Source organism: Azospirillum sp. BE72, assembly GCF_031455875.1.
In the GTDB taxonomy this organism is placed as follows: Bacteria; Pseudomonadota; Alphaproteobacteria; order Azospirillales; family Azospirillaceae; genus Azospirillum.
In genome coordinates, this window is sequence record NZ_JAVDTO010000001.1 from 655,782 (window position 1) to 681,332 (window position 25,551).

Consider the following 25,551-nt stretch of genomic DNA (forward strand, 5'->3'; position numbering starts at 1 on the left):
CGGGGCTGACGACGGTGAAGGCTCCCGCTCTGCTCGGTCGTCTGCGGTTCGATGTCCGGGGCCTGCGCCCCGGGCTCGGCTGGCTGCGCCGCATCCGTGGCGGGGCGGGACCTCGCAAGCCGCTGTCCAGGCCGCTTCTGGGTGCCGTCGCCCTGGTGGCCGCCGCCTATGCCGGGCTGGGCGGATGGCTGGCGCTGAACGCCGACGCGACGCGTGAGGCGTGGCAGGCGTCCATACCCTCGGCCACGATGGCGGTCGCCCCGCTGCCGCCGCCACCGAAGCCGGAGCCGAAGGTCGTCCAACCGGCAACGCCCTTGCCGACCGACGCCGCACCCTTGCCCTTGCCGGGCGCCCCGGCGGCGACGGTGACGCTGGTCCCGGCGCCGGTGCCGGGGCTGGTGGAGGACAGCCGCAGCGGCCCGCTGCCGCGCATCGCCCAGGACGGGCGCAAGCCCTGGCAGGTCTATGCCCGGCCTTTCCCCGCGACCGACAAGCGTCCGCGCGTCGCCATCGTCATGTCGGACCTGGGCCTCAGCGGCGTCACCACCGGCAATGCGCTGGCGAAGCTGCCGCCCGGCATCACGCTGGCCTTCCTGCCCTATGCCGAGCGGCTGGACGACTGGGTCGAGCGGGCCCGCACCAAGGGGCACGAGGTGATGCTGTCGGTGCCGATGGAGCCGCTCAATTATCCGCGCGATGATCCCGGCCCCAACGCGCTGCTGACCATGCTCGGCCCCGATCGCAATGTGGAGCGGCTCGAATGGTCGCTGGGCAAGGCGGTGGGCTATGTCGGCATCACCAGCACCACCGGCAGCAAGTTCACCGCCAACCCGGCGGCGATGCAGCCGGTGATCGATGCGCTGAAGGCCCGCGGCCTGCTTCTGGTCGATGCCCGTGCCAACCCGAAGAGCGTCGCCGGGCCGCTCGCCAATCTGGCCGGCGTGCCGCGGGCTCTGGGCGACCGCATCATCGACCGCGACCTGTCGCGCGGCGCCATCGACGACCAACTGCGCGAGCTGGAGGAGCTTGCCAAGACCAACGGTGCCGCCGTCGGCTTCGCCTCCCCCTATCCGACGACGATCGAGCGCCTCAATCTGTGGCTGACATCGGTGGCCGACCGCGGGATCGCGCTGGCCCCCGTGTCGGCGGTGGTCAACATCCAGAAATAGCGTTCCCGCTCATTCCGCCCGATGCGACAACGCGCATCGGGCGGTTGCGCGTGTGTGTCTTGCGTCACTGCGCCCGTTGCGAGAATATCTTCGCCGAATTTCAAATTTGCGGAGAGGGCGGATGTACCATCCGGAAGCGCTGGAGCCCATCGTCGCGTTCCTGCGCGGCATTGGGATGCAGGTGGAGTATGGCGAGGGCGCCCTTGGCGGCTTTCTGCCCGGCGTGAACATCCATGCCGGCGTGATCCATGTCGATCCCGAAACCCTGCTGGGGCCGGGCGACCTGCTGCATGAGGCGGGACACATGATCGTTCTGCCGCGCCGGTATTGGCCGCTGCTGGGTCGCGACTTGCAGGCGGACATCGACGGCATCCTTGCCGACCAGACCGCGCGGGACGGAACGCCCGATCCGGTCCTGACCTTGGCCGCCCGGCAGGGCGAGTTCATGTCGCAGGCCTGGTCCTATGCCGTCGTCCATCATCTGGACTTGCCGCAGGAATGCCTGTTCTTCCCCGGATCCTACAAATACACCGACTATCAGGACACCCACCCGATGCTGGCCTGGATCGAGCAGGGGACGCATTTCGGTCTGATCAATCTGGCGCAGTCCGGCTTCACCGGCTATGCGGGGATGTTCGCCTATATGGGCAACAACGGACTGGCGCCGTTCCCGCAGATGGCGAAATGGACGTTGGACTAGGGGCCATAGGGTGAGGCGTTAGACCCCCTCACCCGCAAAGCGCATCCCAATCCAGCGCCCCCGGATCCTCCACCAGATGGTCGACGGTGTCGAACACAACGGCGGGGTGCTGGGGCCAGGCGATGGTCAGCATGCCGGCGGCCTTGGCGCTGCGGGCGCCGGTGGGGCTGTCCTCGATCACCGCGCAGGCTTCCGGGGGCAGGCCCAGCATCTTCGCGGCCAGCAGGTAGGGCTCCGGATGGGGCTTGCCGTTGGCGACGTCTTCGCGGGCGATGCTGAAGCGGAAATGCGGGATCGACATGGCGCGCATGTTGGCGTCGACGATCATGCGCCCGCCGTTCGACACGCAGGCCTGCGCCAGCCCGCGGGCGGCGAAGGCCTCAACCAGGGCGAAGGCGCCCTCGCGCGGGCGGACCTGATGGACGCTGGCGACATACTGGGCGTTGATCTCGTCCGCCCAGGCGTGCAGGTCGATCGGGAAGGGGCGGCGGGCGTGCAGGGCGGCGTAGATCTCGCGGAACGCCACGCCGTGCATCGACCGGCAATCCTCGTCGCTCAGCTCATGACCGTAGCCGCGGCAGACCTCGACGGTGATCTGCTGGTGCCATGGCTCGCTGTCCATCAGCGTGCCGTCGATGTCCCACAGGATGGCACGGATCCGGCCGCGGATCGGGTGACTGATCATGCCGGTCACCGCACCACCAGATCGTCGCGGTGGATCATCTCGTCGCGCCCCTGATAGCCCAGGATTTCCGGGATCTCGGTGCTCTTGTGGCGCAGGATCTTGCGGGCATCGTCGGCGCTGTAGGCGACCAGGCCGCGGGCGACCTCGCGCCCTTCCTGGGTGCGGACGATCACCACATCGCCGCGGTCGAACTCGCCCTGCACGGCGGTGACGCCGGCCGGCAGCAGGCTTGCGCCGTGCGACAGCGCGCGCATGGCGCCGTCATCGACCACCAGCACGCCGGTGGCGTTCACATGGCCGGCGATCCAGGCCTTGCGCGCGCTGGTGGGTTCGGCCGAGGGCAGGAACCAGGTGCAGGGCGCGCCGCCATCCTCCGGCCGCTGTTCCAGCGCCGCCAGCGGGTTCATGCGCTTGCCCTTGGCGATGACCATGCGGCAGCCGGCCGACAGGGCGACGCGCGCCGCGGCGATCTTGGTCACCATGCCGCCGCTGCTGTAGCCGGGGGGCGGCTCGCCGGCCATCCCCTCGATCTCCGGCGTCAGTTCGCGCACGATGGGGATGTGGCGGGCGTCCGGGTCCTTGCGCGGGTCGGCGGTGTAGAGGCCGTCGATGTCCGACAGCAGCACCAGCGTGTCGGCGCTGACCATCTGCGCCACGCGGGCGGCCAGCCGGTCGTTGTCGCCGAAACGGATTTCGGCGGTGGCGACCGTGTCGTTCTCGTTGATGACGGGAACGGCGCCCAGCTTAAGCAGGGTGTCGATGGTGTTGCGGGCGTTCAGGTGGCGCCGCCGCTCCTCCGTGTCCTCCAGCGTCACCAGGACCTGGGCGACGGTGACGTCATGGCGGGCCAGCGTTTCCTGATAGGCGTGGGCCAGACGGATCTGGCCGGTGGCGGCGGCCGCCTGCTTCTCTTCCAGCTTCAGCGCCCGGCCGACGAGGCCGAGATGCTCCCGCCCGCAGGCGACGGCGCCGGAGGTGACGATCACCACCTCCTGTCCGCGCTTGCGGCAGGCGGCAACGTCGTCGGCCAGCGCGTCGAGCCAGTCCCGGCGGATTTGCCGGGTCTCCCCATCGACCAGAAGGGCCGAGCCGATCTTCACGACCAGCCGGCGGGATTCGAGAAGGGTAGGGGCGTCAAGCGCCATGGCGGGAGGTTCCGTCCGTATCGTCGTCCGAGCCGTCCTCTTCGCCCTCCGGCTCCTCTCCGTCAAGGGCTTCGTCCGAGTCGCCGTCCGGCTCTTCGCCTTCCGGCTCGTCACCCTCTTCGAGGCCGCCTTCTTCGAGGTCATCCTCCTCGAAGTCCTCGTCCTCAAGGTCGCCATCCTCGCCGCCGACCCATTCGCCGGTTTCATCGTCCCACTGCATCTCGCCGTCGTCGGGCAGCTTCTGGCCGACCGGCGGGCGCGGGATGGACCGGGTGGCGGGGGCGTGGATGACCTCGGGTTCTTCCGCCTTGGATTCCTTGATGACCGTCAGCAGCCGGTACAGCACCTGCTTCACGCCGTCGCCGGTGGCGCCGGACAGCACCATCACCTCGGCGCCCGAGGCTTCCTCCAGCGCCTTCTTCTTCTCCTCGATCTCCTCGTCCAGCAGGGCGTCGGACTTGTTCAGCCCGATCACCTCCGGCTTGACGGCAAGGTTGCCGCCATAGGCCTCCAACTCGTTCCGGATCGTCCGGTAGGAGGCGACGATGTCGTCGGCCGTGCCGTCGATCAGGTGCAGCAGGATGCGCGAGCGTTCGACATGGCCGAGGAAGCGGTCGCCCAGCCCATGCCCCTCATGCGCGCCCTCGATCAGGCCGGGGATGTCGGCGATGACGAACTCTTCATCACCGGCGCGGACGACGCCCAGGTTCGGCGCCAGCGTGGTGAAGGGGTAATCGGCGATCTTCGGCTTGGCCGCGGTGGTCGCCGCCAGGAAGGTCGACTTGCCGGCATTGGGCAGGCCAAGCAGGCCGGCATCGGCGATCAGCTTGAGCCGCAACCAGACCCACTGCTCCTGCCCCGGCCAGCCGGGGTGGAACTTGCGCGGCGCCCGGTTGGTCGGCGTCTTGAAGTGGGCGTTGCCGTGCCCGCCGTCGCCGCCGCGCAGGAAGACGCGACGCTGGCCGGCCTCGGTCAGGTCGCACAGCACGGTTTCCTGGGTCTCGTCGAGGATCTGGGTTCCGACCGGCACGCGCAGGACGACATCCTCGCCACGCGCGCCATTCCGGTTGCTGCCCATCCCATGATGGCCGCGCTGTGCCTTGAAATGCTGCTTGTAGCGGTAGTCGATCAGCGTGTTCAGGCCGTCCGCCGCCTCGATGATCACGTCCCCGCCCCGTCCGCCGTCGCCGCCGTCGGGACCGCCGAACTCGATGAACTTCTCGCGCCGGAACGCTACGGCACCGGGGCCGCCGTCACCGCTCTTCAGGAAGACCTTGGCTTGATCGAGAAACTTCATCGGGGAACCTGCCCGTAAACGGAAGGGAAACCGGCGGCGGGACGGCACCGGACTGAAAACGAAAATCGGGGAGCCGGTCGCCCGGTCCCCCGATTTTATCCCACAAGCGTGCAGGCCTGCGACACAGGCCACGCAACGACCTTAGAGGTTACTCGGCAGCGACGGCCGGAACTTCCTGGTCGTTGGCCGGAACGACGTTCACGAAAGTGCGGCCGTTCGAGCTGTGCTTGAAGTAAACCTGGCCATCGGCCATCGCGAACAGGGTGTGGTCGCGGCCGAGACCGACATTCTCGCCCGGGTGGAACTTCGTGCCACGCTGACGGACGATGATGTTGCCGGAGACGACGTTCTCGCCACCGAAACGCTTCACGCCGAGACGGCGACCGGCGGAGTCACGGCCGTTGCGGGACGAGCCGCCTGCCTTTTTGTGTGCCATGGGGTGTTGCTCCTAAACTGAAGATGCGCCTGGAAGCCCGACCGGAGAACCCGGATCAGGCCGCGCCGTTGATGCCGGTGATGCGCAGGACGGTCAGGTCCTGGCGGTGGCCGTTCTTGCGGCGGTAGTTCTGGCGGCGCTTCTTCTTGAAGACGATGATCTTCGGGCCGCGGTCCTGGGCGACGACCTCGGCGACGACCGAGGCGCCGGCCACGGTCGGGGTGCCGATGGTGGTGTTGCCTGCGTCGCCGACCATCAGCACGTCATCGAGCGTGATGGAGGCGCCAGCATCGGCCTCGAGCTTCTCAACACGGATCACGTCGCCATTGGCGACCTTGTACTGCTTGCCGCCGGTGCGGATCACTGCAAACATTGTCGTCACTGCCTATGTCAAAACAAACGGCGGGCTTCTCGCCCACCGTTCGATGCGCAAGCCCGTTCATGGGAGCGACGATCTATACTCAGGAGGGGCTGAGAGTCAACAGGGTTGCGGGCCAAGGCCTTCGCATTTTTCTGCAAAAAAGGCTTGCACGCCTGAAGGCGTTTATATAGGTTCCGCCCACCCCGCCAAACGGGGCAGCGGATGGGTGGCAGAGCGGTTGAATGCACCGCACTCGAAATGCGGCATACCCTCACGGGTATCGGGAGTTCGAATCTCCCCCCATCCGCCATTCTCTCTCTTCCGAGAGAGGGAAGATAGCGGAAAGCGCCAGCCGGACCGGCTAGGCGCTTTTTTCATGCCCGCGTTCCGGCTTCGTCCGGTCGAGCTTCTCCTTTTTCGCCGCGCGATCGCGATGGCCTTTCCCCCGGCTGGATTGTTGGTCATGTCAACGCCAGCGACCGGAAAGGTGCCGCCGCCATGAACACGCTCAGCCGCCATGATGGGTGCCTGCGGTTTTCCTATGTGGCCGAGGGCGGTCTGCGGGTGGAGGGCATGCATGATCCGGTGGAGCAGGTGCTGATTCTGACGGTGAAGGCCCCGCAGGGGCGGGTGATCCATATGGATGCGATCCCCTGCGACGACCCCCGCGTCATCCTGGCGGCGCTGCGCGAGTGGGGCGAACCGCCGGAGGAGGTGCGCGACGCGCTGCCCGCATTGGGAGGCAACACGATCCTGCTGGAGACGCGACTCGGCGACTCGGTGCGTGCCTCGGTTCGGCGCCATGGCATGAGGGTGGAGGTCGTCTTCATCGATGCCGACGGCCGGCGGGTGGCGGAACTGAGGGCCGGCAGCCTCGAAGCGCTCGACGCCAAGGCAGGGGGGCTGCTGCGCCTGTCGCAGCGGACGCGTGCGGTGCTCAGCGCCTGGCTGTCGGCGGAACCGCTGTGGCTGGCGGCATTCCTGTTGGGCGGTCCGTTCCTGGGGGCTCTGCTGATCGTCTTCGGAGCACAGGTGTCGCCGGAGCAGGTGCTGGTCACCGCCTATGCCGGGGCCGCCGGATTGGTCGCCGCCTTCGAGCTGCTGCGCGCCGGCTATGCCGAGTGGGTTCTGGCGCCGCCGGACAGCTTTCCGCGGCAATGACGCCCTGCCGGGTCTTACCCGTAGCCGAGCCGATATGCAGCATTTGATCCGTATCACGGATCTTCCGTTTGACGGAAAAACAAGGCCCGGTGCTGTGGCGCCGGCACCGGGAGTCCGACCATCGCCACGCCCATGATCGGGCCAAACGACTGGGAGGACATCACATGACGCAGACCAGATACTGGATTGCCGGCTGCGCGATTTCCCTTCTGTGCGCGGGCACGCTCTCCATGGCATCCGCCGCGGACCCCGCCCTGGAGGGAGCGGTGCGCAAGGCGGTCAGCCAGCAGGCCCAGCCATGGCTGAGCGACCCGGCCGTGGTCGGGGCGGTGAAATCGCAGAACACCAAGAATGCCGGAATCGCCCAGGCGAAGATCGACGAGATGGACAACACGTGGAAGGCGGCCGCCAAGGCAGGCGGTGCCAATCCGGCCTTCGATGAGGTCTCGTCGACTGCGGTGTCCAAGCAGCTGAAGCAGGTCGTCGCCGGCAGCGGCGGCAAGATCGTCGAAATCCTTCTGATGGACGATCACGGGCTGAATGTCGCCCAGACCGGGGGAACCTCAGACCTCTGGCAGGGTGACGAGCCGAAATGGCAGAAGGTCTTCACCGGCAATGCCGATCTTTACATGACCGACCCGGAGAAGGACGCCAAGACCGGCGCCATGCTGGCCGAAGCCAGCGTTCCGGTGCTGGATCCTACCGGAAAGCAGAAGATCGGCGTGGCGATGATCGTGCTGGACACCGCGAAGCTGGGCCAATAGGCGCCGCGAAGACCCGCGGTTCGACAAAGGAAACGGCGCCCCGGAAGGTCCGGGGCGCCGTTCTCACGTCCGCGTCATGCACGGACGGACCGCGTCGGTGCGTCAGGCCGCCTGCTGGGTCAGGGCGGGAGCCGGAGCGGGCGCTTCGACCTGCACCGTTTCGCTGCCGGCGGCGGTGGCGATCGGAATGCTCCGCGGCTTCATCGCTTCGGGTACCTCGCGTGCCAGCTCGATGTGCAGAAGGCCATTCTGAAGAGACGCGCTGGTCACCTTGATGAAGTCGGCGAGCTGAAAGCGGCGCTCGAACGCGCGGCCGGCGATACCCCGGTAGAGGAATTGGCCGGTCGGCTCGTCCTTCTTAGCTTTACCCGTGACGGTCAACGAGTTCTGGTGAGCGGTGATGTTGAGGTCGTCCAGACCGAAGCCGGCGACGGCCATGGTGATCCGGTACGAATCCTCGCTCAGCTTTTCGATGTTGTAGGGCGGGTATGAGGCCGCCTCGTCACCGGTGGTCGCGGTCTCCAGCAGACGCGACAGGCGGTCGAAACCGACGGTGGAACGAAACAGCGGCGAAAGGTCGTAGCTGCGCATGACATATCCTCCAAAAGAGCGATACGGCCGTCGAGGACCACGACATCGGTCGGTCCTCTAGGGGCGGGTTGGTAGCGGACCCCGTATGGGCATCCGCCGGACGAGCGAGAGATAATCGATGCTCTGTCCTGTTCAAGAGGGCGGCCGCACCAACTCCGGTGAAACCCCGCTTGGGGTTGCCGGATACCGCCCAGTCACCAATTGTTAATCAGTTGCGGCAAGGCTCAAGCTAGGGCCGTAAGCCCGCGGGAGGGGGCCGACGACCATGACGCACACCTTCTTCTTCAACGGTCCCTACGACGAGACCATGGCCCTCTTGATCGAGGCGCGGAATTACATTGCCTACCACGACGCGGCCGAACACCGGAAGTTGCCGCCGCAGGTTCGTTTGCAGATCTCCTACGAGTCAATGCGGGTGACCAGCCGCCTGACCCAGGTGATGGCCTGGCTGTTGGCGCAGAAGGCCGTGCATGCCGGGGAGATGACGAAGGAGCAGGCGGCGAGCGAGGATTTCGCGCTGTCCGGCGGCGAAATCTGTTCCGATCCCAGCGGCCCCGACAACGAGGAGCTGCCATCCGGCCTGCGCAGCCTGCTGGAGCGCAGCCACAGCCTCTATATGCGCGTCCATCGGCTCGACGCCATGGTTCGCGCCGACGTGGAGCGCGAGGCCGCCGCGGCGGTGGGGTAAAGGAGCCCCGGGACACGAGGCTTCACGACACGCACACACGAAAAGGGCGTCCGAACCGGTCGGACGCCCTTTTCGCATCGGCAGGATAGAAGCGCGAGAACCGCTTACTTCTTGAGGCCGAAGTTCGCGAAGCGCTTGTTGAACTTGGCGATCTGCCCGCCGGTGTCCAGCAGCTTCTGCACGCCGGTCCAGGCCGGGTGCGACTTCGGGTCGATGTCGAGGCGCAGCGTGTCGCCCGGCTTGCCCATGGTGGAGCGGGTCGTGAACGAGCTGCCGTCGGTCATGACCACGGTGATCTCGTGATAGTCGGGATGGATGTCAGTCTTCATGGCCGGGGTTCCTGCAAAGCGAGCGGCGTCTATACCAAAACACCTCCGCCGGCGCAACCCTGGAATCGCCGCTCATTCGAGGCATCCATGCAAGTATCCGCGGGCGGTTTCCGGGCGGTTTCACCCGCCGGTCGCCTTGTTGGTGCCTTTCAACCACGCTATATGGCAGCGATCCGCAGCAATACCCCCAACAGACAAGCGGGAACAGCGTGGCTCGCCAACCCTCCCCCGACCTGATCGCCGCCTCCGCCCGCGGCGAGCCGGATGCCCGCCGCCGCGATCTTGGACCGCTGCGACGGCTGGTGCCGTTCCTCCTCCCCTACAAATTGCACATCCTGGGCGCCATGGTGGCGCTGACCGTGGCTGCCGGCACCGTGCTGGGGCTGGGGCAGGGGATGCGGGTGCTGATCGACCAGGGCTTCGCCGGCGGCGACACCTCGCTGCTCGACCGGGCGCTGCTGGTGCTGCTTGGGGTGATCGCGCTGATGGCGGCCTCCACCTACGGGCGCTTCTATCTGGTCAGCTGGATCGGCGAGCGGGTAGTCGCCGACATCCGGCGCGCCGTCTACGACCATGTGCTGACCCTGTCGCCGGGTTTCTTCGAGACGACCAAGACCGGAGAGATCCTGTCGCGCCTGACCACCGACACCACGCTTTTGCAGGTGGTCGTCGGATCGTCGGCCTCCATCGCGCTGCGCAACGCGCTGCTGTTCCTGGGCGGCACCGGCATGCTGCTGATCACCTCGCCCAAGCTGACCGGGCTGGTGGCCCTGGTGGTTCCGCTGGTGGTGGCGCCCATCGTGTTCTTCGGCCGGCGGGTGCGCAAGCTGTCGCGCGACAGTCAGGACCGCATCGCCGACGTCGGCTCCTTCGTGGAGGAGACGCTGGCCGCCATCCGCACGGTCCAGGCCTACACCCACGAGGCCATCGACCGCGCCCTGTTCGGCAAGCGGGTTGAGGAGGCGTTCGACGTCGCCATCCGCCGCGTGCGGGTGCGGGCGCTGATGACGGTGATCGTCATCGTGCTGGTGTTCGGCGCCGTCGGCATCATCCTGTGGATCGGTGGCCATGACGTGGTGGCCGGGCGGCTGACGCCGGGCGAGCTGTCGGCCTTCGTCATCTATTCCGTGGTCGTCGCCGGGTCGGTCGGCGCCATCAGCGAGGTGATCGGCGACCTGCAGCGCGCCGCCGGCGCCACCGAGCGCCTGTTCGGCCTGCTGGCCATCGAGTCGGAAATCCGCGCGCCGGCCGTGCCCAAGCCGCTGCCCAGCCCGGCGGCGGGGGCCCTGTCCTTCGACGCCGTCCGTTTCCACTACCCCTCCCGACCCGACTGGGCGGCGCTTGAGGGCTTCTCGCTGGACGTGAGGCCGGGCGAGCGGGTGGCGCTGGTCGGCCCGTCGGGAGCCGGCAAATCGACGGTGTTCCAGCTTCTGCTGCGCTATTACGACCCGCAGGCCGGTTCGGTGCGACTCGACGGCGTCGAACTCCGCGACGCCGATCCGGTGGATGTGCGGCGCCGGCTGGGCCTCGTCGCGCAGGACCCGGTGGTCTTCTCCGCCAATGCCTGGGAGAACATCCGCTACGGCCGCCCCGACGCGTCGGATGCCGAGGTGCGCGCCGCGGCCGAGGCCGCCCATGCGCTGGACTTCCTCGATGCGCTGCCCGAGGGGCTCGGCACCTTCCTGGGCGAGAAGGGCGTGCGGCTGTCGGGGGGCCAGCGCCAGCGCCTCGCCATCGCCCGCGCCATCCTGCGCGACCCGCCGGTGCTGCTGCTGGACGAGGCGACCAGCGCGCTCGACGCCGAGAGCGAGCGCATGGTGCAGGACGCGCTCGACCGGCTGATGCACGGCCGCACGACCCTGATCGTCGCCCACCGGCTGGCGACGGTGCTGAACGCCGACCGCATCGTGGTGATGGACAAGGGCCGTGTGGTGGAGACCGGCACCCATGCCGAACTGGTGGCGCAGGGCGGTCTCTACGCAAGGCTGGCGGCTTTGCAGTTCGACCGGGCGGACGGGGTGGCGTAGGGGGAATCGACGCCTCCACCCAACCGCGCTACCCTCCTCCCACCCCCAAGCCCTGTAAGGCGGTGCGATGGCGCGGATATCGGCAGGCCGCCTGATGGCGGTGATGGTGAAGGAATTCATCCAGATGCGGCGCGACCGGCTGACCTTCGCCATGATGGTGGGGGTGCCGATCCTGCAACTGATCCTGTTCGGCTTCGCCATCAACTCCGACCCCAAGGCGTTGCCCACCGCCGTGCTGGTCGCCGACTCCAGCCCCTTTGCCCGGACGCTGGTGGCGGCGATGGAAAACTCCCGCTATTTCGCCATCACCAGTGCCGCGACGTCGGAGGCCGAGATCGACCGGTTGCTGGCGGAGGGGGAGGTGCAGTTCGCCGTCACCATCCCCGCCGGCTTTGCCCGCGACCTGCAACGCGGTACCCGCCCGGTTCTGCTGGTCGAGGCGGATGCGACGGACCCGGCAGCGACCAGCAACGCGCTGTCGGCCCTGTCCACCATCGCGCGGCAGGCGCTGAACCCCGACCTGACCGGACCGCTGGCGGCCTTGCGCGCCGATCCTGATCCGGTGGAGTTGCGCATCCACCGCCGCTACAACCCGGAAGGCATCACCCAATACAATGTCGTGCCCGGCTTGATGGGCGTGGTGCTGACCATGACCATGGTGATGATGACGGCCTTGGCCGTCACCCGTGAGCGGGAGCGCGGGACCATGGAGAACCTGCTGGCCATGCCGGTGCGCCCGTTCGAGGTGATGCTGGGCAAGATCGTTCCCTTCGTCGCCATCGGCTATGTCCAGGTGCTGCTGATCGTGGTGGCGGCGCGGCTGCTGTTCGACGTGCCCATCGTCGGCAGCCTTGGCCTGCTGTCGGCCGTGCTGATCCTGTTCATCGCGGCCAACCTCGCCGTCGGCTTCACCTTTTCCACGCTGGCACGCAACCAGTTGCAGGCGATGCAGATGTCCTTCTTCTTCTTCCTGCCGTCGATGCTGCTGTCGGGCTTCATGTTTCCGTTCCGCGGCATGCCCGGATGGGCGCAGGCGGTGGGGGAACTGCTGCCGCTGACCCATTTCCTGCGCATCGTCCGCGGCATCCTGCTGAAAGGAAACGGGCTGGCCGAGATCGCGGCGGAGGTGCTGGCGCTCCTCCTGTTTTTGACGGTGGTGACGGTGGTGGCGCTGAGACGCTACCGCCAGACGCTGGACTGAGCGCCGCAAGCCGCAGCTTCGGCCAAGGGGCGCACCCCGGATGGACCGGAACGGCGCCTGACCGTCCGGTTGTGCGACCCCGATGCGTCCTCCATCATTCCTTAACCACGACTCCGCTATAGCCGTAACAGTGGCGGTGCTGGCGGCGGTGCTGGCGGCGATGCGGGGAACGGATATGGGATTTCGCGCTTTTGGGGGGCCTGCCTTCAGGCTTGTCGCGTGCGTCGGGCTGGCTGTCGCCCTGCTTGTGTCGGCCCTGCTGGCATCGGGTGCGGCCGACGCAAAGCAGCGAAAGAAAAAGCCGGCGCCGATCCCGGCCTATGCCACCAGCGTCGCCTGGGGCGCAGTGTCCGGCCCGTCGCTGGGGGGGGCGCAGTCCATCGGCGGCTATGCCGCGGGATGTGTCGCCGGCGCCCGCGCCCTGCCGCCCGAAGGGGTCGGCTATCAGGTCATCCGCCTGTCACGCAAGCGCAACTACGGCCACCCGGTGCTGGTCGACATGCTCCGTGATTTCGGCCAGCGGGTGGCGCTCGCCGGGCTGGGCACCGCGCTGATCGGCGACATGGGGCAGGCGCGCGGCGGCCCGATGCCGTCGGGCCATGCCAGCCACCAGATCGGGCTGGACGCCGATGTCTGGCTGCGGCTGGACCTGCCGCCGATGGGGCGCGCCGGCCGCGAGCGGCTGGAGGAGATCAAGTATGTCGACTATGACCGGATGCGTGTGACCGGGGACTGGTCGGACCGGCAGGCGAAGATGGTCCAGATCGCCGCCAGCGACGCGCGGGTTTCCCGCATCTTCGTCAGCCCGGCGATCAAGCTGGCGATGTGCCAGCGCAACTGGTCCGACCGAGCTTTCCTGAACAAGCTGCGGCCCTGGCACGGCCATGACGGCCACATGCACATCCGCTTGAGCTGTCCGGCCGGCAGCCCGCTGTGCGAGCAGCAGACGGCCCAGCCCGACGGCGACGGCTGCGACGACGAACTGATGTCCTGGCTGACCAGCGCCTCCCCCGCCATCGAGCGTCCGCCGGGCTACAAACCGGAACCGCGGGTGGTCCGCAAGATGCCCGCCGCCTGCGCCCCGGTCCTGAACGCAGCGGGTACGCGCATGGCCTCCCTGCCGGAATCGACCCCGGCACCGGCCAAGGCGGCGCACTGACGCCACGCCCCAAAGACGGCGTTACAGCAGGGAAATTTTTCCACTTGCATGCAATTAGCGTCAGTCTAACCTGAGGCTGGAGGAATTCTTGCGGGTGGTGTGTTTCAATGTCACGGAACAACCGCAAGGATGATGCGCCGTGCGGCGCCGAACGGGGGATGCCGGCGGCGTCGATCGGTCGATGGGGTGGACGACGGCGATGACGGACAAGGACGGATCGTCCGGGCACGGACCGAGCCTTAAGACGCGGCTATACGCCTGGTGGGAAGGCTACGACCTGTCCGGCCTGAAGGCCAGGAAGGGCGACGATTCGCAGCAGGCTTCGGCGGAGCCTCAGCCGTCGGATCCCGGCCCCGGTCCCGGCATGAACCGCTGGGGCAAGCCGCTGTGGACCGCCACCCGCATCGAAGTGGCGGAGAAGATGTGGGGCGAAGGCTTCAACACGCCCGGCGGCGCCGATCACATCCCCTATCTGGTCAAGCCGCTGGGCCTGAACCCGGCGATGAGCGTGCTCGACCTTGCCGCCGGACTGGGCGGCACCAGCCGCACCATGGCCGGCAAATACGGCTGCTGGGTCACCGGGCTGGAGGCGTCGGACCTGCTGGCGAAGGAAGGAATGGTCCGTTCCTTCAAGCTGGGGCTGGAGAAGAAGGCGCCGATCGAGACCTTCAACCCCGAGCATTTCGGCTATCCCAAGCGCGTCGACGCCATCGTCTACAAGGAAGGCCTGTTCTTCGTCCGCGACAAGGAGCAGATGTTCGACGGGATGGAACTGGCGCTGAAGCCGCGCGGCCATCTGCTGATCACCGACTATATCGCCGAGGCCGAGGTGATAGGCGCCAAGGCGGTGCAGACCTGGTGCGAGAAGGAACCGCTGACGCCGAACCTGTGGCCCAAGGACCGCATGGCCAACGCCTTCGCCCAGCGCAACCTCGACCTCCGCATCGCCGAGGACATCACCGACACCCACCGCGGCCTGATCCTGTCCGCCATCCAGGGGCTGGTCGACCATCTGGAAAGGTTCCAACTCGACACCCCCACCAAGCTGGCGGTGATGGAGGAGGTCGAACTCTGGGCCCGCCGCGTCGCCGCCATCGAGGCCGGCGTGCGGGTTTACCGGTTCTACGCGATCAAGCCGGCGGAGTAGGCAGGGGGCGGCGGGGATCGAACTTCGCACCCTTCACCCCCACCCCCGGAAAAACTTTTGCGCGATTGCATTTTTCCTCTTGAGCGCGGCGGTCGGTCTGGGTACATAGAGCGCCCCGCGTGACCCCAAGAAACGCGGACGCGCTTGTGGCGGAACTGGTAGACGCGCTAGGTTCAGGTCCTAGTGGCTGAAAGGCCGTGGGGGTTCGACTCCCTCCAAGCGCACCAACACACAAAGTGTTGGTCAAGTGGAAGAAAAGTATAGTGGGGCCATAGCTCAGCTGGGAGAGCGCTACAATGGCATTGTAGAGGTCAGGAGTTCGATCCTCCTTGGCTCCACCATTTCTTCCCGCCGTCGGGGCGGACTGATCCCGACATATCCAGATATTTACCGGTACAGCGAGTGTGGCTTTCCAGCATCACGGAGCCGCAGTCGGGGTGTTACCACCTTGGGGCGCATGGCCGAACGGGTGCCGCGCACGGATAATCTCGCCTGCCGATCCATCGGTATCCGATCCGCACGCCATTCCGTTTTTCCGGAGCGCCCGCCATGTCCACACGGATGGAACACGGGTTGAGGACGCTTGTCCTCGCCCTTTACGATGAAGCTGCATTGACGGCGGCTGCCAAGGGCCTGACCGGGCTTTTGGCCGAACGGGCGGCCCTGTGCGAGGCGGCGAGCCTCGCCACCGGCCCGGCCCGCCGCGCCGTGTCCGAAGAAGAGGTGCTGCGCGTCGTTCTGGCCGCCCGCCGGCTCCGGCGCCTCGGCAGCAGCGCGCAAAACGACAGGCCGGCCCTGGTGCCAGCGCTTGCGGCAGCGGCCCCGATCCGGCCGGCGGCGGTGATGAAGCCGCGGCGCGGCCGTCTGGCGTTGTGGGCGATGCGCTCGCTCGCCCACCGTCCCTCGGTGGGTCTGATCTGAGCGCGCTTTTCCGGCTGCCGTTTTGAAGACTGGGCCGTTTTGAAGACTGGCTTTGTAAAGACTGCGGGAATGGACCGTTGCGGCCCTGCGTCGCGGCGGTCCATTCCGCTTCCGCTGCCCGCCCGATCGGGGGGAGCTATCGCGGATGCGCGCTGGCGCGCCGCGGCGGGGCAGGTTACATACGCAAGGCCGTGCTTGCGCCGCAGCGATTGCGTCGCGAGCATCCGCGTCTTCCTCGGATTGGCCTCCCCCGGAGTAGAGCGTTGCCCAGTGGACAGTTGACCAGCCTGCCGCCCGTCATCTCATCCATGCGCCGGACCTTCGCCGCCGCGTGCCGTCCGGCCTCCCGGTCCTGATACGCAGGGGATCGGAACAGGCATGCGCAGGACGACGATGAAGCCGCGGGCCGACTGGCGCCCGGGTCTCCGCAAATATCCCTATGGTGTGCGCGCCATGTCGGCCGGGGCCGGCTGGCGGGAGGACACCGTCTATGAGTTCAGCGCCTCGCAGATCGATCTGATCGAAAGCGTCGCGGACGAACTGCACAGCATGATCGCCGTCGCCGTGCGCCATGTGGTGGAGCACAAGCTGTTCGCCGCACTCGGCATCCGCGGCGATCTGGCGCGGATGCTGGAGGCGTCCTGGACCGATTACTGGGCCGGCGGGCGGCGCAACGAGCGGGCCGGTGGGCTCGCCGGGCGGCTGACGCTGGCCTATGACGGGCGCGACAGCATCAAGCTGCTGGGCTGCAATTACGACACCGGCGAGGGGCTGTTCGCCGCCTCCATCATCCAGCGCAACTGGCGCGAGGCGATGGCCCCCGACGCCAACCAGTTCAACGGCCTGCACGAGGCGCTGGTCGAGCGCTGGGAGGAGATGGCGGCAGGCGTGCCCGGCCGTGGGCGCATGCATGCGACCTGCGCCACCCCCGATCCGGTGCGCGAGGGTGAACTGGTCTATCTGGCCGCAACCGCGGCGGAGGCCGGCATCGACACCCGGCTGCTGCCGTTGCACTCCATCGCCTGGGACGGCCGGCGCTTCCTCGACGACGAGGGGCAGGCGATCTCCTGGCTGGCGAAGCTCTATCCCTGGGACGGGCTGGCCGACGACGGGTTCCTGCAGCGGCTGCGCAGCAGCGGCATGAGCGTGCTGTCGCCGCTGTGGTGCTGGCTGTGGTCGAACCACGGCCTGCTGGCGGTGCTGTCGTCCCTGTACCCGCGCCATCCCAACCTGTGCCGTGCGGCACTGGACCCCAGCGGCATCGCCGGGGCGGAAATGGTGACGGTGCGGGCCTTCCACGGGCTGGACGGCGCGCCGACCCGCGTCGTGGATCACGGCGCGCTGGTCGCGGATGATGGGCCGGAGATTGGCGGGGATGTCGCCGCACATGGGGCCGTATGGCTGGAAACTCCGCCCTGCTTCCGCGAGGAGGACAGCCGCGCCGTCCTGCATGCCTGGATCGTCGGCGACAAGTGCCTGGGCATGGGGGTGCGGGAATCGACCGACCCGCGGCTTGGCCTTGGCGGCGGTCCGGATTGGGCGATGGTCCCGCACCTGTTCAGGGGCTGATCGCTCCCCGGGTTCGGCCTGTCAGGGCGCGAAGGGGTTCTTCAGCGCCGGGCCGAAGGTGGCCTTGCGGGCCGCGCGCCAGATGTTCTCGGCCGCCAGATCGTTGCCGCGGTCGGCGATGGCAAGCCCGGCCACGCCCGGCTGGTGGTCGAGCCACTCGCGCAGCATGTCCTCGAAACGGGAAACCTCCCGCGGATCGTCGCTGGCCAGGGTGATGGAGACGGTCAGTTCGGTGGTCATGGTCGGTTCCCTCCTGACGGTTGGACGGGCCGAACCCACGCGGCAGAGCCGCCGGACCGGCACCGTGGACGAGAAGGTGCCCCCTATGCACGGCCCCAAGCCTGCGCGCCTGATTCGGCCGGCGCAATGAAAAAGGCGGGGTATGCCCCCGCCTTCCGTGCTGCCAGTCCGCCGGAACCTTGCCGACCGGTTACTTGACGTCGGTCTTGCCGGGCGGTTTGGCGATGCTGGCGATCTGCTTCTGCAACTCGTCGATCTGCTTCTGCAACTCGTCGAAGGTGGCGCCGGCCGCCGGGGTGGGGGGAGTCGTGGCGCCCGGCTGTCCGGCCGGACGCTGGCCGGCGACGTCGTCCGGGGCGCCGGCGACGCCGAAGGGCGTGAACATCCGCATGGCCCGTTCGAACATCGCCATGTTCTGCTTGCTGACCTCGTCCAGGCGGCCGAACGGGAACATGCCGCCCAGCGTGTTCTGGAAATAGTCGCGCATCTGCTCCTGATTGCGGGAGAAGGCCTGCATCGAATATTCCAGATAGCGCGGCACGACCGACTGCATGTTGTCGCCGTAGAAACCGATCAACTGGCGCAGGAAGCTGATGGGCAGCAGGTTCTGGCCCTTGCTCTCCTCCTCCACGATGATCTGGGTCAGGACGGAGCGGGTGATGTCCTCCCCCGTCTTGGCGTCATAGACCACGAAGTCCAGCCCGTCCTTCACCATCTGGCAGAGATGGTCCAGCGTGACATAGCTGCTGGTGGCGGTGTTGTAGAGCCGCCGGTTGGCGTACTTCTTGATCGTGATCGGAGCGGACTTCTGGTCTTCCTTGTCGGCCATCGCGGACTCTTTCAAGAAGGGACATATTCCAGAACCATCATGTTCCAGAACACGGGGACATTGCGGCGGAAATTGTTCCGTCATTAGGACTACTCGAAGGGATAGCAATTTGTCCAGCGTTGCGCCGCGGCATACCGCCGCGGTTGCGGTCCGGATTGCCGCACTGACGGAGAAGCGAGACGCACCCGGACAGCCTCCGACGATACCCGAATGGACAGGTGGGGAGCCATGCCGCACTGGTCAATCCGGCCCCGCCGCCCTTATAATCCGGCCATGGCCGACCCGTCGCAACCAAATCCTCCGCCTGATCCGCCATCCTATGAATCGCTGGCGCGCCGCTACCTGGACCTGTGGCAGGACCAGTGGACGGCGGGTGCCGCCGATCCGGAGACGGCCGACATGATGGCCCGGATGTTCCAGATGATGGGGCAGGGCATGGCGGCCGTGGCACCATTCGCCTTCGGACCTGCCGGATTCGGATTCGGTGGGGGCGGCATGCCCGGCAGCGGTTGGGATCCCCGTCCGGCACCCTTCTCCCACAACGTCTCTCCCCAAAGCGAACGGCCTTTCGATGAGCGAGCGCCCACAGGACAGGAAAGGGGAAAAGGGGAAGCGGGCGGACGGGACGCCGCTTCGCATGGGGCCGCGTCCGCTGGGCCTGCATCTGACGGCGGCGCTGGGCAGCTTGCTCAGCTCCTCGGCCGCATTGCCGCTCTTGAGGAACGGCTCGCTTCCCTGGAATCCGGCACTGAGGGAACGGGCGGCGGCGCTGAAGGACGAAATGTCGCAGGCCGACCGGCTGCGGGGCAACGCGGGGCCAAGCGCCGACGACCCTCTGAGCCGGGAGGTTGACCGCGAGGTCCGGCGCCGCATCGACGCGGTCCTGACCGGGATCGAGCGCTACCGCCAGCATCCCTATGTCCGCGACCTGCCCGACCCGCCGGTGGTCTGGACCGAAGGCGGATCACGCCTGCTCGATTACGGCGAGGAGGCCGGCGGGCGGCCGGTGCTGTTCGTGCCGTCGCTGGTCAACCGGGCCTACATCCTCGATCTGTCGCGGGACAAGAGCCTGATGCGCTGGCTGGCGGCGCGCGGCTTCCGCCCACTTCTGCTGGACTGGGGCAGGCCGGGGCCGCTGGAGCGCCGCTTCACCCTGACCGACTATATCGCCGGCCGGCTGGAACGCGCGCTGGATGTGGTGGTCGAGGCAGTCGGGCGGCCGGTCCCGGTGGTGGGATACTGCATGGGCGGGCTGCTGGCCGCGGCGCTGGCGCAGCGCCGGCCGCGGTCGCTCGCCGGGCTCGGGCTGATGGCGACGCCCTGGGATTTTCATGCAGAGGATGCGGCCACGGCGCGCCGGGTGGCCGCCTTCATCCAGCCCTGGGGACCGGCGCTGGAGCGCTGGGGCGAGTTGCCGACCGACGCGTTGCAGGCGCTGTTCGCCCAGCTCGACCCGCTGCTGGCGTTGAAGAAGTTCGGCAGCTTCGCCCGCATGGCGCCGGACTCCCGCGCCGCCGCAGCCTTCGTCGCGCTGGAGGACTGGCTGAACGACGGGGTGCCGCTGGTGGCCGGTGTGGCGCGCGACGCGCTGGCCGGCTGGTACGGGCGCAACGACACGATGGCCGGTGCCTGGATGGTCGCGGGACTGCCGGTCGATCCGGCCGCCATCCGCGTGCCCACCCTGGCCCTGATACCGGAGCGCGACCGCATCGTCCCGCCCGCTTCCGCCCTGGCGCTGCCCGCCGCGATCCCCGATGCCCGCATTCTGCGCCCGCCGCTGGGCCATATCGGAATGGTTGTGAGTGCCGGTGCCGAGACCGGAGTGTGGAATCCGCTGGCCGAATGGCTTGCTGCGACAGGTTAGCGCCGCGACCTTCGGCCAGCTTGCACCCGTCACATTGCCCGACTTAAGGTAACAATCACTCCGAGCGTCCCACCAGCGCTATAATAAAACTGTCCTATTTCGAGGAGCGTTCAATGACCGAAGTCGTCATCGCCGGTGCCGCCCGTACGCCCATCGGCAGCTTCAACGGTGCTCTCAGCGCCGTTCCCGCCCACGTTCTGGGCGAGGTCGCGATCCGCGAAGCGCTGGCCCGCGCCAAAACCGACGCGGCGGAAGTGGACGAAGTCATCCTGGGCCAGATCCTGACCGCCGGTCAGGGCCAGAACCCGGCCCGCCAGGCCGCCGTCAACGCCGGCATCCCGGTGGAGGCGACCGCCATGGGCATCAACCAGCTCTGCGGTTCCGGCCTCCGCGCCGTCGCGCTCGGCTATCAGGCGATCAAGAACGGCGACGCCGACGTCCTGGTCGTCGGCGGCCAGGAGAGCATGAGCATGGCGCCGCACGTCATGCATCTGCGCAACGGCACCAAGATGGGCTCCGCCGAACTGCTCGACACCATGCTGCGCGACGGCCTGACCGACGCCTTCCATGGCTATCACATGGGCACCACGGCGGAGAACGTCGCCCAGAAGTGGCAGCTGACCCGCGACGAGCAGGACGCCTTCGCCGCCGCCAGCCAGCAGAAGGCCGAGGCCGCCCAGAAGGCCGGCCGCTTCAAGGACGAGATCGTCCCGGTCACCATCAAGGGCCGCAAGGGCGACGTCGTCGTATCGGATGACGAGTATCCGAAGCACGGCACCACGCCGGAATCGCTGGGCAAGCTGCGCCCGGCCTTCTCGAAGGACGGCACGGTGACCGCCGGCAACGCCTCGGGCATCAATGACGGCGCCGCCGCCCTGGTTCTGATGTCGGCGGAGAACGCGGCCAAGCGCGGCGTCACCCCGCTGGCCCGCATCGTTTCCTGGGCGACCGCCGGCGTCGATCCGGCGATCATGGGCACCGGCCCGATCCCGGCCTCGCGCAAGGCGCTGGAAAAGGCCGGCTGGACCGTCGACGACCTCGACCTGATCGAGGCGAACGAGGCCTTCGCCGCCCAGGCGCTGTCGGTCAACAAGGACCTCGGCTGGGATACCAGCAAGGTCAACGTCAATGGCGGCGCCATCGCGCTCGGCCACCCGGTCGGCGCTTCCGGCGCCCGCGTGCTGACCACGCTGCTGTATGAAATGCAGAAGCGCGACGCCAAGAAGGGTCTCGCCACCCTGTGCATCGGTGGCGGCATGGGCATCGCCCTCTGCGTCCAGCGCGACTGAGGATCGGACGGGCCGCTTTCCAAAATGGAAGCGGCCCGCTTCGCTTGAAGGCTTGGGGCATCCGCCGGACCTGCGGAGGGAGTCCCGTGCCCAAAAATAAAAAGTCAAAGAAACCAACCAACCATCACTAAATCTGGGGAGAAGAACTATGGCTCGTGTTGCAGTCGTCACTGGTGGCACCCGCGGCATCGGCGAGGCGGTTGCCGTCGCCCTGAAGAATGCCGGCTACAAGGTCGCCGCCAACTATGCCGGCAACGATCAGGCGGCCGAGGAGTTCACCGCCCGCACCGGCATCCCGACCTACAAGTTCGACGTCGCGGACTTCGACGCCTGCAAGAAGGGGATCGCCGCGATCGAGTCCGATCTCGGCCCGGTCGACGTGCTCATCAACAACGCCGGCATCACCCGCGACGGCGTGATGCACCGCATGACCTACGATCAGTGGGAGAAGGTGATCCACACCAACCTGTCCTCCTGCTTCAACATGTGCCGCAACGTGATCGACGGCATGCGCGAGCGCGGTTTCGGCCGCATCGTCAACATCGGCTCGGTCAACGGCCAGGCCGGCCAGTACGGCCAGGTCAACTACGCCGCGGCGAAGTCGGGCATCCACGGATTCACCAAGGCGCTGGCGCAGGAGAGCGCGGCCAAGGGCATCACCGTCAACGCCATCGCCCCCGGCTACATCGACACCGACATGGTGCGCGCGGTGCCGCCGAACGTGCTGGAGAAGATCGTCGCCCGCATCCCGGTCGGCCGCCTCGGCCGCGCGTCGGAGATCGCCAAGGCGGTGCTGTACCTCGTCGACGACGACAACGGCTTCATGACCGGCTCGACCCTGTCGGTCAACGGCGGCCAGCACATGTACTGATCCCGCACCGGGTCTCGCACCCCAGTTCGTGAGCTTTGACGAAGCCCCTTTCCCGCGCCCGGCCGGACCCTTGGTCCGCCGGGGGTGGGGGAGGGGTTTTTGTTTGTGAACCAGCCCCCACCGCACTTGACGGACCGGCCGCCGAGTTGAAGGTTATCGTCCGTTTCGGACGCACCACCCACACACTGGACACCCTGCGATGCCCTACACCTCGTTGCGTGACTTCATCGACCGGCTGGAGAAGGCGGGGCGGCTGGTGGTGGTGAAGGAACCGGTGTCCACCGTGCTGGAGATGACCGAGATCCAGACCCGCCTGCTGGCCGAGAACGGCCCGGCGGTGCTGTTCGAGAATGTCATCAAGGCCGACGGCACGCGCTCGGAGATGCCGGTGCTGGTCAACCTGTTCGGCACGGTGGAGCGGGTCGCCTGGGGCATGGACCGCGAGCCGCACCAACTGCGCGCCGTCGGCGAGACGCTGGCCTTCCTCAAGCAGCCGGAACCGCCGGGCGGCTTCCGCGAGGCGCTGGAGCTGATCCCGCTCGCCAAGACCGTGCTGTCGATGAAGCCGAAGACCGTCGGCTCGGCGCCATGCCAGGAGGTGGTGCTGACCGGCGACGACATCGACCTCGGCCGGCTGCCGGTGCAGGGCTGCTGGCCGGGGGAGCCGGCGCCGCTGATCACCTGGCCGCTGGTGGTCACCAAGGGGCCGACGGGCAAGCGCGAGGACGACTTCAACCTTGGCATCTACCGCATGCAGGTGCTGGGGAAGAACAAGACCATCATGCGTTGGCTGAAGCACCGTGGCGGCGCCCAGCACCATCACCGCTGGGCCGCCAGTGGCAAGCGCGAGCCGCTGCCCTGCGCCGTCGTGCTGGGGGCCGATCCCGGCACCATCCTGGCGGCGGTGACGCCGGTCCCCGACACCCTGTCGGAATACCAGTTCGCCGGCCTGCTGCGCGGCAAGAAGGTGGAGCTGGTGGAGTGCAAGACGGTGCCGCTGAAGGTGCCGGCCCAGGCGGAAATCGTGCTGGAAGGCCATGTCAGCCTGGACGAATACGCCGACGAAGGACCCTACGGCGACCACACCGGCTATTACAATTCGGTCGAGCCCTTCCCGGTCTTCACCGTCACCGCCATGACGATGCGGCGCAAGCCGATCTACCTGTCCACCTTCACAGGCCGCCCGCCCGACGAGCCGTCGGTGCTGGGCGAGGCGCTGAACGAGGTGTTCATCCCGTTGCTGGTCCAGCAGTTCCCGGAGATCGTCGATTTCTGGCTGCCCCCGGAAGGCTGCTCCTACCGCATCGCGGTGGTCAGCATGAAGAAGGCCTATCCCGGCCACGCCAAGCGCGTGATGATGGGCGTCTGGTCCTTCCTGCGCCAGTTCATGTACACGAAATGGGTGATCGTCGTGGACGACGACATCGACGCGCGGAATTGGAAGGACGTGATGTGGGCGATCTCGACCCGCATGGACCCGGCCCGCGACATCACGGTGATCGAGGGCACGCCGATCGACTATCTCGACTTCGCCAGCCCGGAATCGGGGCTTGGCGGCAAGGTCGGCCTGGACGCCACCAACAAATGGCCGCCGGAGACCAAGCGCGAATGGGGCGAGAAGCTGCACATGACCGACGAGGTCGTGGAGAAGGTCAGCCGGAAATGGGACCTGTACGGCCTGCCGGGCAGCGGGAAACCGATCTGGAAGTGAGGTGAGCGCCCTCTCCCGGGTCGGGTCGGGAGAGGGACACGATCACCGCCGCGGGTCGCGGCTCAGACTCTTTGCCTGCAACTCCTCAAGATATTCGGCCCACAGGGTCTCCTGCTCGGTACCGATCTCGTAGAGGTATTTCCAGCTGTAGATGCCGCTGTCGTGCAGGTCGTCGAAAACGATGCGGACGGCATAGTTGCCGACCGGCTCCACCCGCATGATGCCGACATGACGGCGGCCGGCGACGGTCTGCTTCTGGCTGGGGTTGTGGCCCTGCACCTCGGCCGAGGGGCTGACCACGCGCAGGAACTCCGCCGGGTAGTAGAAGGTCCGGCCGTCGTCGAAATCGACCTCCAGCCGCTTCTCCTCCTTCTTCAGGCGGATCTCGGTCGGCCAGTGGACCGTTCCGAAGTCGTCGCCGGTCATCGCGACGCCCCCGCCTTGTCCAGGCTGCGGGCCTCGTCGATCAACATGATCGGAATGCCGTCGCGAATCGGGTAGGCCAGTCCGGCGCGCTCGCTGACCAGTTCGCCGCGCTCGGCGTCGTAGCGCAGGGGCCCCTTGGTCAGCGGACAGACCAGGATTTCCAGCAGCTTCGGGTCGACCCGCGCGCTGGTTTTCGATTCGCTGTTCTTGTCCTCGGGCGTCGCCATGTCGTGTCTCGCAGTGTTCAAGGAAAGGATCAATGCTTGGGCGGCGGACCGTCCCCGTCATGGCTGTCGAGAATGGCCATCTCGACCAGCCCGATCAAGAGCTTCCCACGCTCCGCCAGCGTCGGGGCCTCCAGCAGCGCCTGCTTCTCGCCGGGCGTGAAGGGGCAGATCATGGCGAGCGAGTTGACCAGCCGTTCGTCCAGCGTCGATTCGATGGACTTCCAGTCGACCGACAGGCCCTGGACGCGGAAATAGCTCTTCAACGCGCCGAGCAGCCGGTTGCGGTCGATGTCGCCGCAGGCCTCATGCTCCAGGTCGCTACGGAAGGGTCGCCAGTCGGGAACGATCCGGCGGTAGCCATGCGCACCCTCCACCTCCCGCCCGATCTCGAAGCGGGCGACGCCGGTCAGGGTGATGAGGAAGCGGCCGTCGTCCGTCTCGGCGAAGCTGGTGATGCGGCCGGCACAGCCGCAGTGATAGACCGCCGGCTCGCGTTCCCGCCCGGCGGGGTCGAGCGGCTGGACCATGCCGATCATGCGGCCGCTGCCCAGCGCGTCCTCGACCATGGCGAGGTAGCGCGGCTCGAAGATGTTCAGCGGCAGCCTTGCCCGCGGCAGCAGCAGGACGCCGGCCAGCGGGAATATGGGCAGCATCCCCGGCAACTGGCTGAAGTCCGGATCGAAGGGATTTCTGGTTGGGTTCGTGGTCATGCCAATCAGATAGAACCCCTTCGCCGGTGGAACA

27 protein-coding genes and 3 tRNA genes are annotated in these 25,551 nt (G+C 67.5%); 18 read left to right on the plus strand and 12 right to left on the minus strand.

Annotated elements, in window-relative coordinates; translation table 11 throughout:
• Nucleotides 1–14 precede the first annotated feature (14 nt).
• Nucleotides 15–1,169, plus strand: a complete 1,155-nt coding sequence (locus tag J2Y49_RS03180) for a divergent polysaccharide deacetylase family protein (RefSeq protein WP_310112229.1) — start codon at nucleotides 15–17, stop codon at nucleotides 1,167–1,169.
• Between the two features lie 121 nt (nucleotides 1,170–1,290).
• On the plus strand, nucleotides 1,291–1,869 hold the full coding sequence (locus J2Y49_RS03185; protein ID WP_310112232.1) for a hypothetical protein: 579 nt from the start codon (nucleotides 1,291–1,293) through the stop codon (nucleotides 1,867–1,869).
• A 28-nt stretch (nucleotides 1,870–1,897) separates the two neighbouring features.
• On the opposite strand, the gene J2Y49_RS03190 is transcribed toward J2Y49_RS03185, so the two are convergent.
• The 5 genes from J2Y49_RS03190 to rplU form a co-directional block, all read right to left on the minus strand.
• On the minus strand, nucleotides 1,898–2,554 hold the full coding sequence (locus J2Y49_RS03190; protein ID WP_310112234.1) for an HAD family phosphatase: 657 nt from the start codon (nucleotides 2,552–2,554) through the stop codon (nucleotides 1,898–1,900).
• A 5-nt stretch (nucleotides 2,555–2,559) separates the two neighbouring features.
• The gene (gene proB, locus J2Y49_RS03195) at nucleotides 2,560–3,699 is read right to left on the minus strand and encodes a glutamate 5-kinase (protein WP_310112238.1); all 1,140 of its coding nucleotides are present in this window, start codon (nucleotides 3,697–3,699) and stop codon (nucleotides 2,560–2,562) included.
• Nucleotides 3,689–4,996, minus strand: a complete 1,308-nt coding sequence (obgE, locus tag J2Y49_RS03200) for a GTPase ObgE (protein ID WP_310112241.1) — start codon at nucleotides 4,994–4,996, stop codon at nucleotides 3,689–3,691. The genes proB and obgE overlap by 11 nt, the downstream gene beginning before the upstream one ends.
• A gap of 148 nt (nucleotides 4,997–5,144) precedes the next feature.
• Nucleotides 5,145–5,432 (minus strand): 50S ribosomal protein L27, encoded by a 288-nt coding sequence (rpmA, locus tag J2Y49_RS03205; protein ID WP_109075582.1) that lies wholly within the window; start codon nucleotides 5,430–5,432, stop codon nucleotides 5,145–5,147.
• Between the two features lie 55 nt (nucleotides 5,433–5,487).
• Entirely contained in the window at nucleotides 5,488–5,805 is a 318-nt protein-coding gene (rplU, locus tag J2Y49_RS03210; protein ID WP_012974890.1) for a 50S ribosomal protein L21, read from the minus strand.
• A gap of 208 nt (nucleotides 5,806–6,013) precedes the next feature.
• Here rplU and J2Y49_RS03215 point away from each other — a divergent pair.
• The 3 genes from J2Y49_RS03215 to J2Y49_RS03225 all read left to right on the plus strand — a co-directional run bounded on the left by J2Y49_RS03215 (nucleotide 6,014) and on the right by J2Y49_RS03225 (nucleotide 7,718).
• Nucleotides 6,014–6,103 (plus strand) — tRNA-Ser (locus tag J2Y49_RS03215).
• A gap of 188 nt (nucleotides 6,104–6,291) precedes the next feature.
• Nucleotides 6,292–6,954 carry a hypothetical protein gene (locus tag J2Y49_RS03220; protein WP_310112262.1) on the plus strand — a complete coding sequence of 221 codons (663 nt, stop codon included), beginning with the start codon at nucleotides 6,292–6,294 and terminating at the stop codon, nucleotides 6,952–6,954.
• Between the two features lie 164 nt (nucleotides 6,955–7,118).
• On the plus strand, nucleotides 7,119–7,718 hold the full coding sequence (locus J2Y49_RS03225) for a PDC sensor domain-containing protein (protein ID WP_310112266.1): 600 nt from the start codon (nucleotides 7,119–7,121) through the stop codon (nucleotides 7,716–7,718).
• Between the two features lie 102 nt (nucleotides 7,719–7,820).
• Here the strand turns inward: J2Y49_RS03225 and J2Y49_RS03230 are convergent, their stop codons facing one another.
• The gene (locus J2Y49_RS03230) at nucleotides 7,821–8,309 is read right to left on the minus strand and encodes an Hsp20 family protein (protein WP_310112269.1); all 489 of its coding nucleotides are present in this window, start codon (nucleotides 8,307–8,309) and stop codon (nucleotides 7,821–7,823) included.
• 265 nt (nucleotides 8,310–8,574) lie between these two features.
• Between J2Y49_RS03230 and J2Y49_RS03235 the strand changes: the two genes are divergently transcribed.
• Nucleotides 8,575–8,997: a DUF1465 family protein gene (locus J2Y49_RS03235; RefSeq protein WP_310112272.1), complete on the plus strand. Its 423-nt coding sequence runs from the start codon at nucleotides 8,575–8,577 to the stop codon at nucleotides 8,995–8,997.
• Between the two features lie 104 nt (nucleotides 8,998–9,101).
• On the opposite strand, the gene rpmE is transcribed toward J2Y49_RS03235, so the two are convergent.
• Nucleotides 9,102–9,326, minus strand: coding sequence for a 50S ribosomal protein L31 (gene rpmE, locus J2Y49_RS03240; RefSeq protein ID WP_012974887.1), 225 nt, complete (start codon nucleotides 9,324–9,326; stop codon nucleotides 9,102–9,104).
• A 209-nt stretch (nucleotides 9,327–9,535) separates the two neighbouring features.
• On the opposite strand from rpmE, the gene J2Y49_RS03245 reads away from it, so the two are divergent.
• From J2Y49_RS03245 to J2Y49_RS03280, 8 genes are all read left to right on the plus strand, one after another.
• Nucleotides 9,536–11,353, plus strand: a complete 1,818-nt coding sequence (locus J2Y49_RS03245) for an ABC transporter transmembrane domain-containing protein (protein WP_310112275.1) — start codon at nucleotides 9,536–9,538, stop codon at nucleotides 11,351–11,353.
• A 67-nt stretch (nucleotides 11,354–11,420) separates the two neighbouring features.
• A complete protein-coding gene (locus J2Y49_RS03250) occupies nucleotides 11,421–12,554 on the plus strand; it encodes an ABC transporter permease (protein ID WP_310112276.1) in 1,134 nt (377 codons plus the stop codon).
• A 247-nt stretch (nucleotides 12,555–12,801) separates the two neighbouring features.
• Nucleotides 12,802–13,713 (plus strand): penicillin-insensitive murein endopeptidase, encoded by a 912-nt coding sequence (gene mepA / locus J2Y49_RS03255; protein WP_310112277.1) that lies wholly within the window; start codon nucleotides 12,802–12,804, stop codon nucleotides 13,711–13,713.
• A 139-nt stretch (nucleotides 13,714–13,852) separates the two neighbouring features.
• The gene (locus J2Y49_RS03260) at nucleotides 13,853–14,860 is read left to right on the plus strand and encodes a methyltransferase domain-containing protein (protein WP_310112279.1); all 1,008 of its coding nucleotides are present in this window, start codon (nucleotides 13,853–13,855) and stop codon (nucleotides 14,858–14,860) included.
• A 140-nt stretch (nucleotides 14,861–15,000) separates the two neighbouring features.
• Nucleotides 15,001–15,087, plus strand: a tRNA-Leu gene (locus tag J2Y49_RS03265).
• A gap of 38 nt (nucleotides 15,088–15,125) precedes the next feature.
• Nucleotides 15,126–15,201, plus strand: a tRNA-Ala gene (locus J2Y49_RS03270).
• Between the two features lie 208 nt (nucleotides 15,202–15,409).
• On the plus strand, nucleotides 15,410–15,781 hold the full coding sequence (locus tag J2Y49_RS03275; RefSeq protein WP_310112282.1) for a hypothetical protein: 372 nt from the start codon (nucleotides 15,410–15,412) through the stop codon (nucleotides 15,779–15,781).
• A gap of 378 nt (nucleotides 15,782–16,159) precedes the next feature.
• A complete protein-coding gene (locus tag J2Y49_RS03280; RefSeq protein WP_310112284.1) occupies nucleotides 16,160–17,350 on the plus strand; it encodes a glutathionylspermidine synthase family protein in 1,191 nt (396 codons plus the stop codon).
• A 21-nt stretch (nucleotides 17,351–17,371) separates the two neighbouring features.
• Here J2Y49_RS03280 and J2Y49_RS03285 read toward each other — a convergent pair whose 3' ends face one another.
• Nucleotides 17,372–17,590 (minus strand): hypothetical protein, encoded by a 219-nt coding sequence (locus tag J2Y49_RS03285; protein WP_310112288.1) that lies wholly within the window; start codon nucleotides 17,588–17,590, stop codon nucleotides 17,372–17,374.
• 190 nt (nucleotides 17,591–17,780) lie between these two features.
• Complete coding sequence (gene phaR / locus J2Y49_RS03290; protein WP_310112290.1) at nucleotides 17,781–18,419, minus strand: polyhydroxyalkanoate synthesis repressor PhaR; 639 nt, start codon at nucleotides 18,417–18,419, stop codon at nucleotides 17,781–17,783.
• A 637-nt stretch (nucleotides 18,420–19,056) separates the two neighbouring features.
• Between phaR and J2Y49_RS03295 the strand changes: the two genes are divergently transcribed.
• The 4 genes from J2Y49_RS03295 (at nucleotide 19,057) to J2Y49_RS03310 (ending at nucleotide 24,154) form a co-directional block, all read left to right on the plus strand.
• Nucleotides 19,057–20,283, plus strand: coding sequence for an alpha/beta fold hydrolase (locus J2Y49_RS03295; RefSeq protein ID WP_409017772.1), 1,227 nt, complete (start codon nucleotides 19,057–19,059; stop codon nucleotides 20,281–20,283).
• A gap of 113 nt (nucleotides 20,284–20,396) precedes the next feature.
• Nucleotides 20,397–21,572: an acetyl-CoA C-acetyltransferase gene (locus J2Y49_RS03300; RefSeq protein ID WP_310112295.1), complete on the plus strand. Its 1,176-nt coding sequence runs from the start codon at nucleotides 20,397–20,399 to the stop codon at nucleotides 21,570–21,572.
• 148 nt (nucleotides 21,573–21,720) lie between these two features.
• The gene (gene phbB, locus J2Y49_RS03305; protein WP_310112298.1) at nucleotides 21,721–22,443 is read left to right on the plus strand and encodes an acetoacetyl-CoA reductase; all 723 of its coding nucleotides are present in this window, start codon (nucleotides 21,721–21,723) and stop codon (nucleotides 22,441–22,443) included.
• 199 nt (nucleotides 22,444–22,642) lie between these two features.
• Nucleotides 22,643–24,154, plus strand: a complete 1,512-nt coding sequence (locus J2Y49_RS03310; protein WP_109153029.1) for a UbiD family decarboxylase — start codon at nucleotides 22,643–22,645, stop codon at nucleotides 24,152–24,154.
• 42 nt (nucleotides 24,155–24,196) lie between these two features.
• Here the strand turns inward: J2Y49_RS03310 and J2Y49_RS03315 are convergent, their stop codons facing one another.
• Genes J2Y49_RS03315 through J2Y49_RS03325 form a run of 3 tightly spaced genes read right to left on the minus strand, consistent with a single transcriptional unit; the run spans nucleotide 24,197 to nucleotide 25,517 of the window.
• On the minus strand, nucleotides 24,197–24,580 hold the full coding sequence (locus J2Y49_RS03315; protein WP_310112302.1) for a DUF971 domain-containing protein: 384 nt from the start codon (nucleotides 24,578–24,580) through the stop codon (nucleotides 24,197–24,199).
• Nucleotides 24,577–24,807 (minus strand): Trm112 family protein, encoded by a 231-nt coding sequence (locus J2Y49_RS03320; protein ID WP_149222229.1) that lies wholly within the window; start codon nucleotides 24,805–24,807, stop codon nucleotides 24,577–24,579. Before J2Y49_RS03320 ends, J2Y49_RS03315 begins: the two co-directional genes overlap by 4 nt.
• Nucleotides 24,808–24,836: 29 nt before the next feature.
• Nucleotides 24,837–25,517, minus strand: a complete 681-nt coding sequence (locus J2Y49_RS03325; RefSeq protein WP_310112305.1) for an LON peptidase substrate-binding domain-containing protein — start codon at nucleotides 25,515–25,517, stop codon at nucleotides 24,837–24,839.
• Between the last annotated feature and the right edge of the window lie 34 nt (nucleotides 25,518–25,551).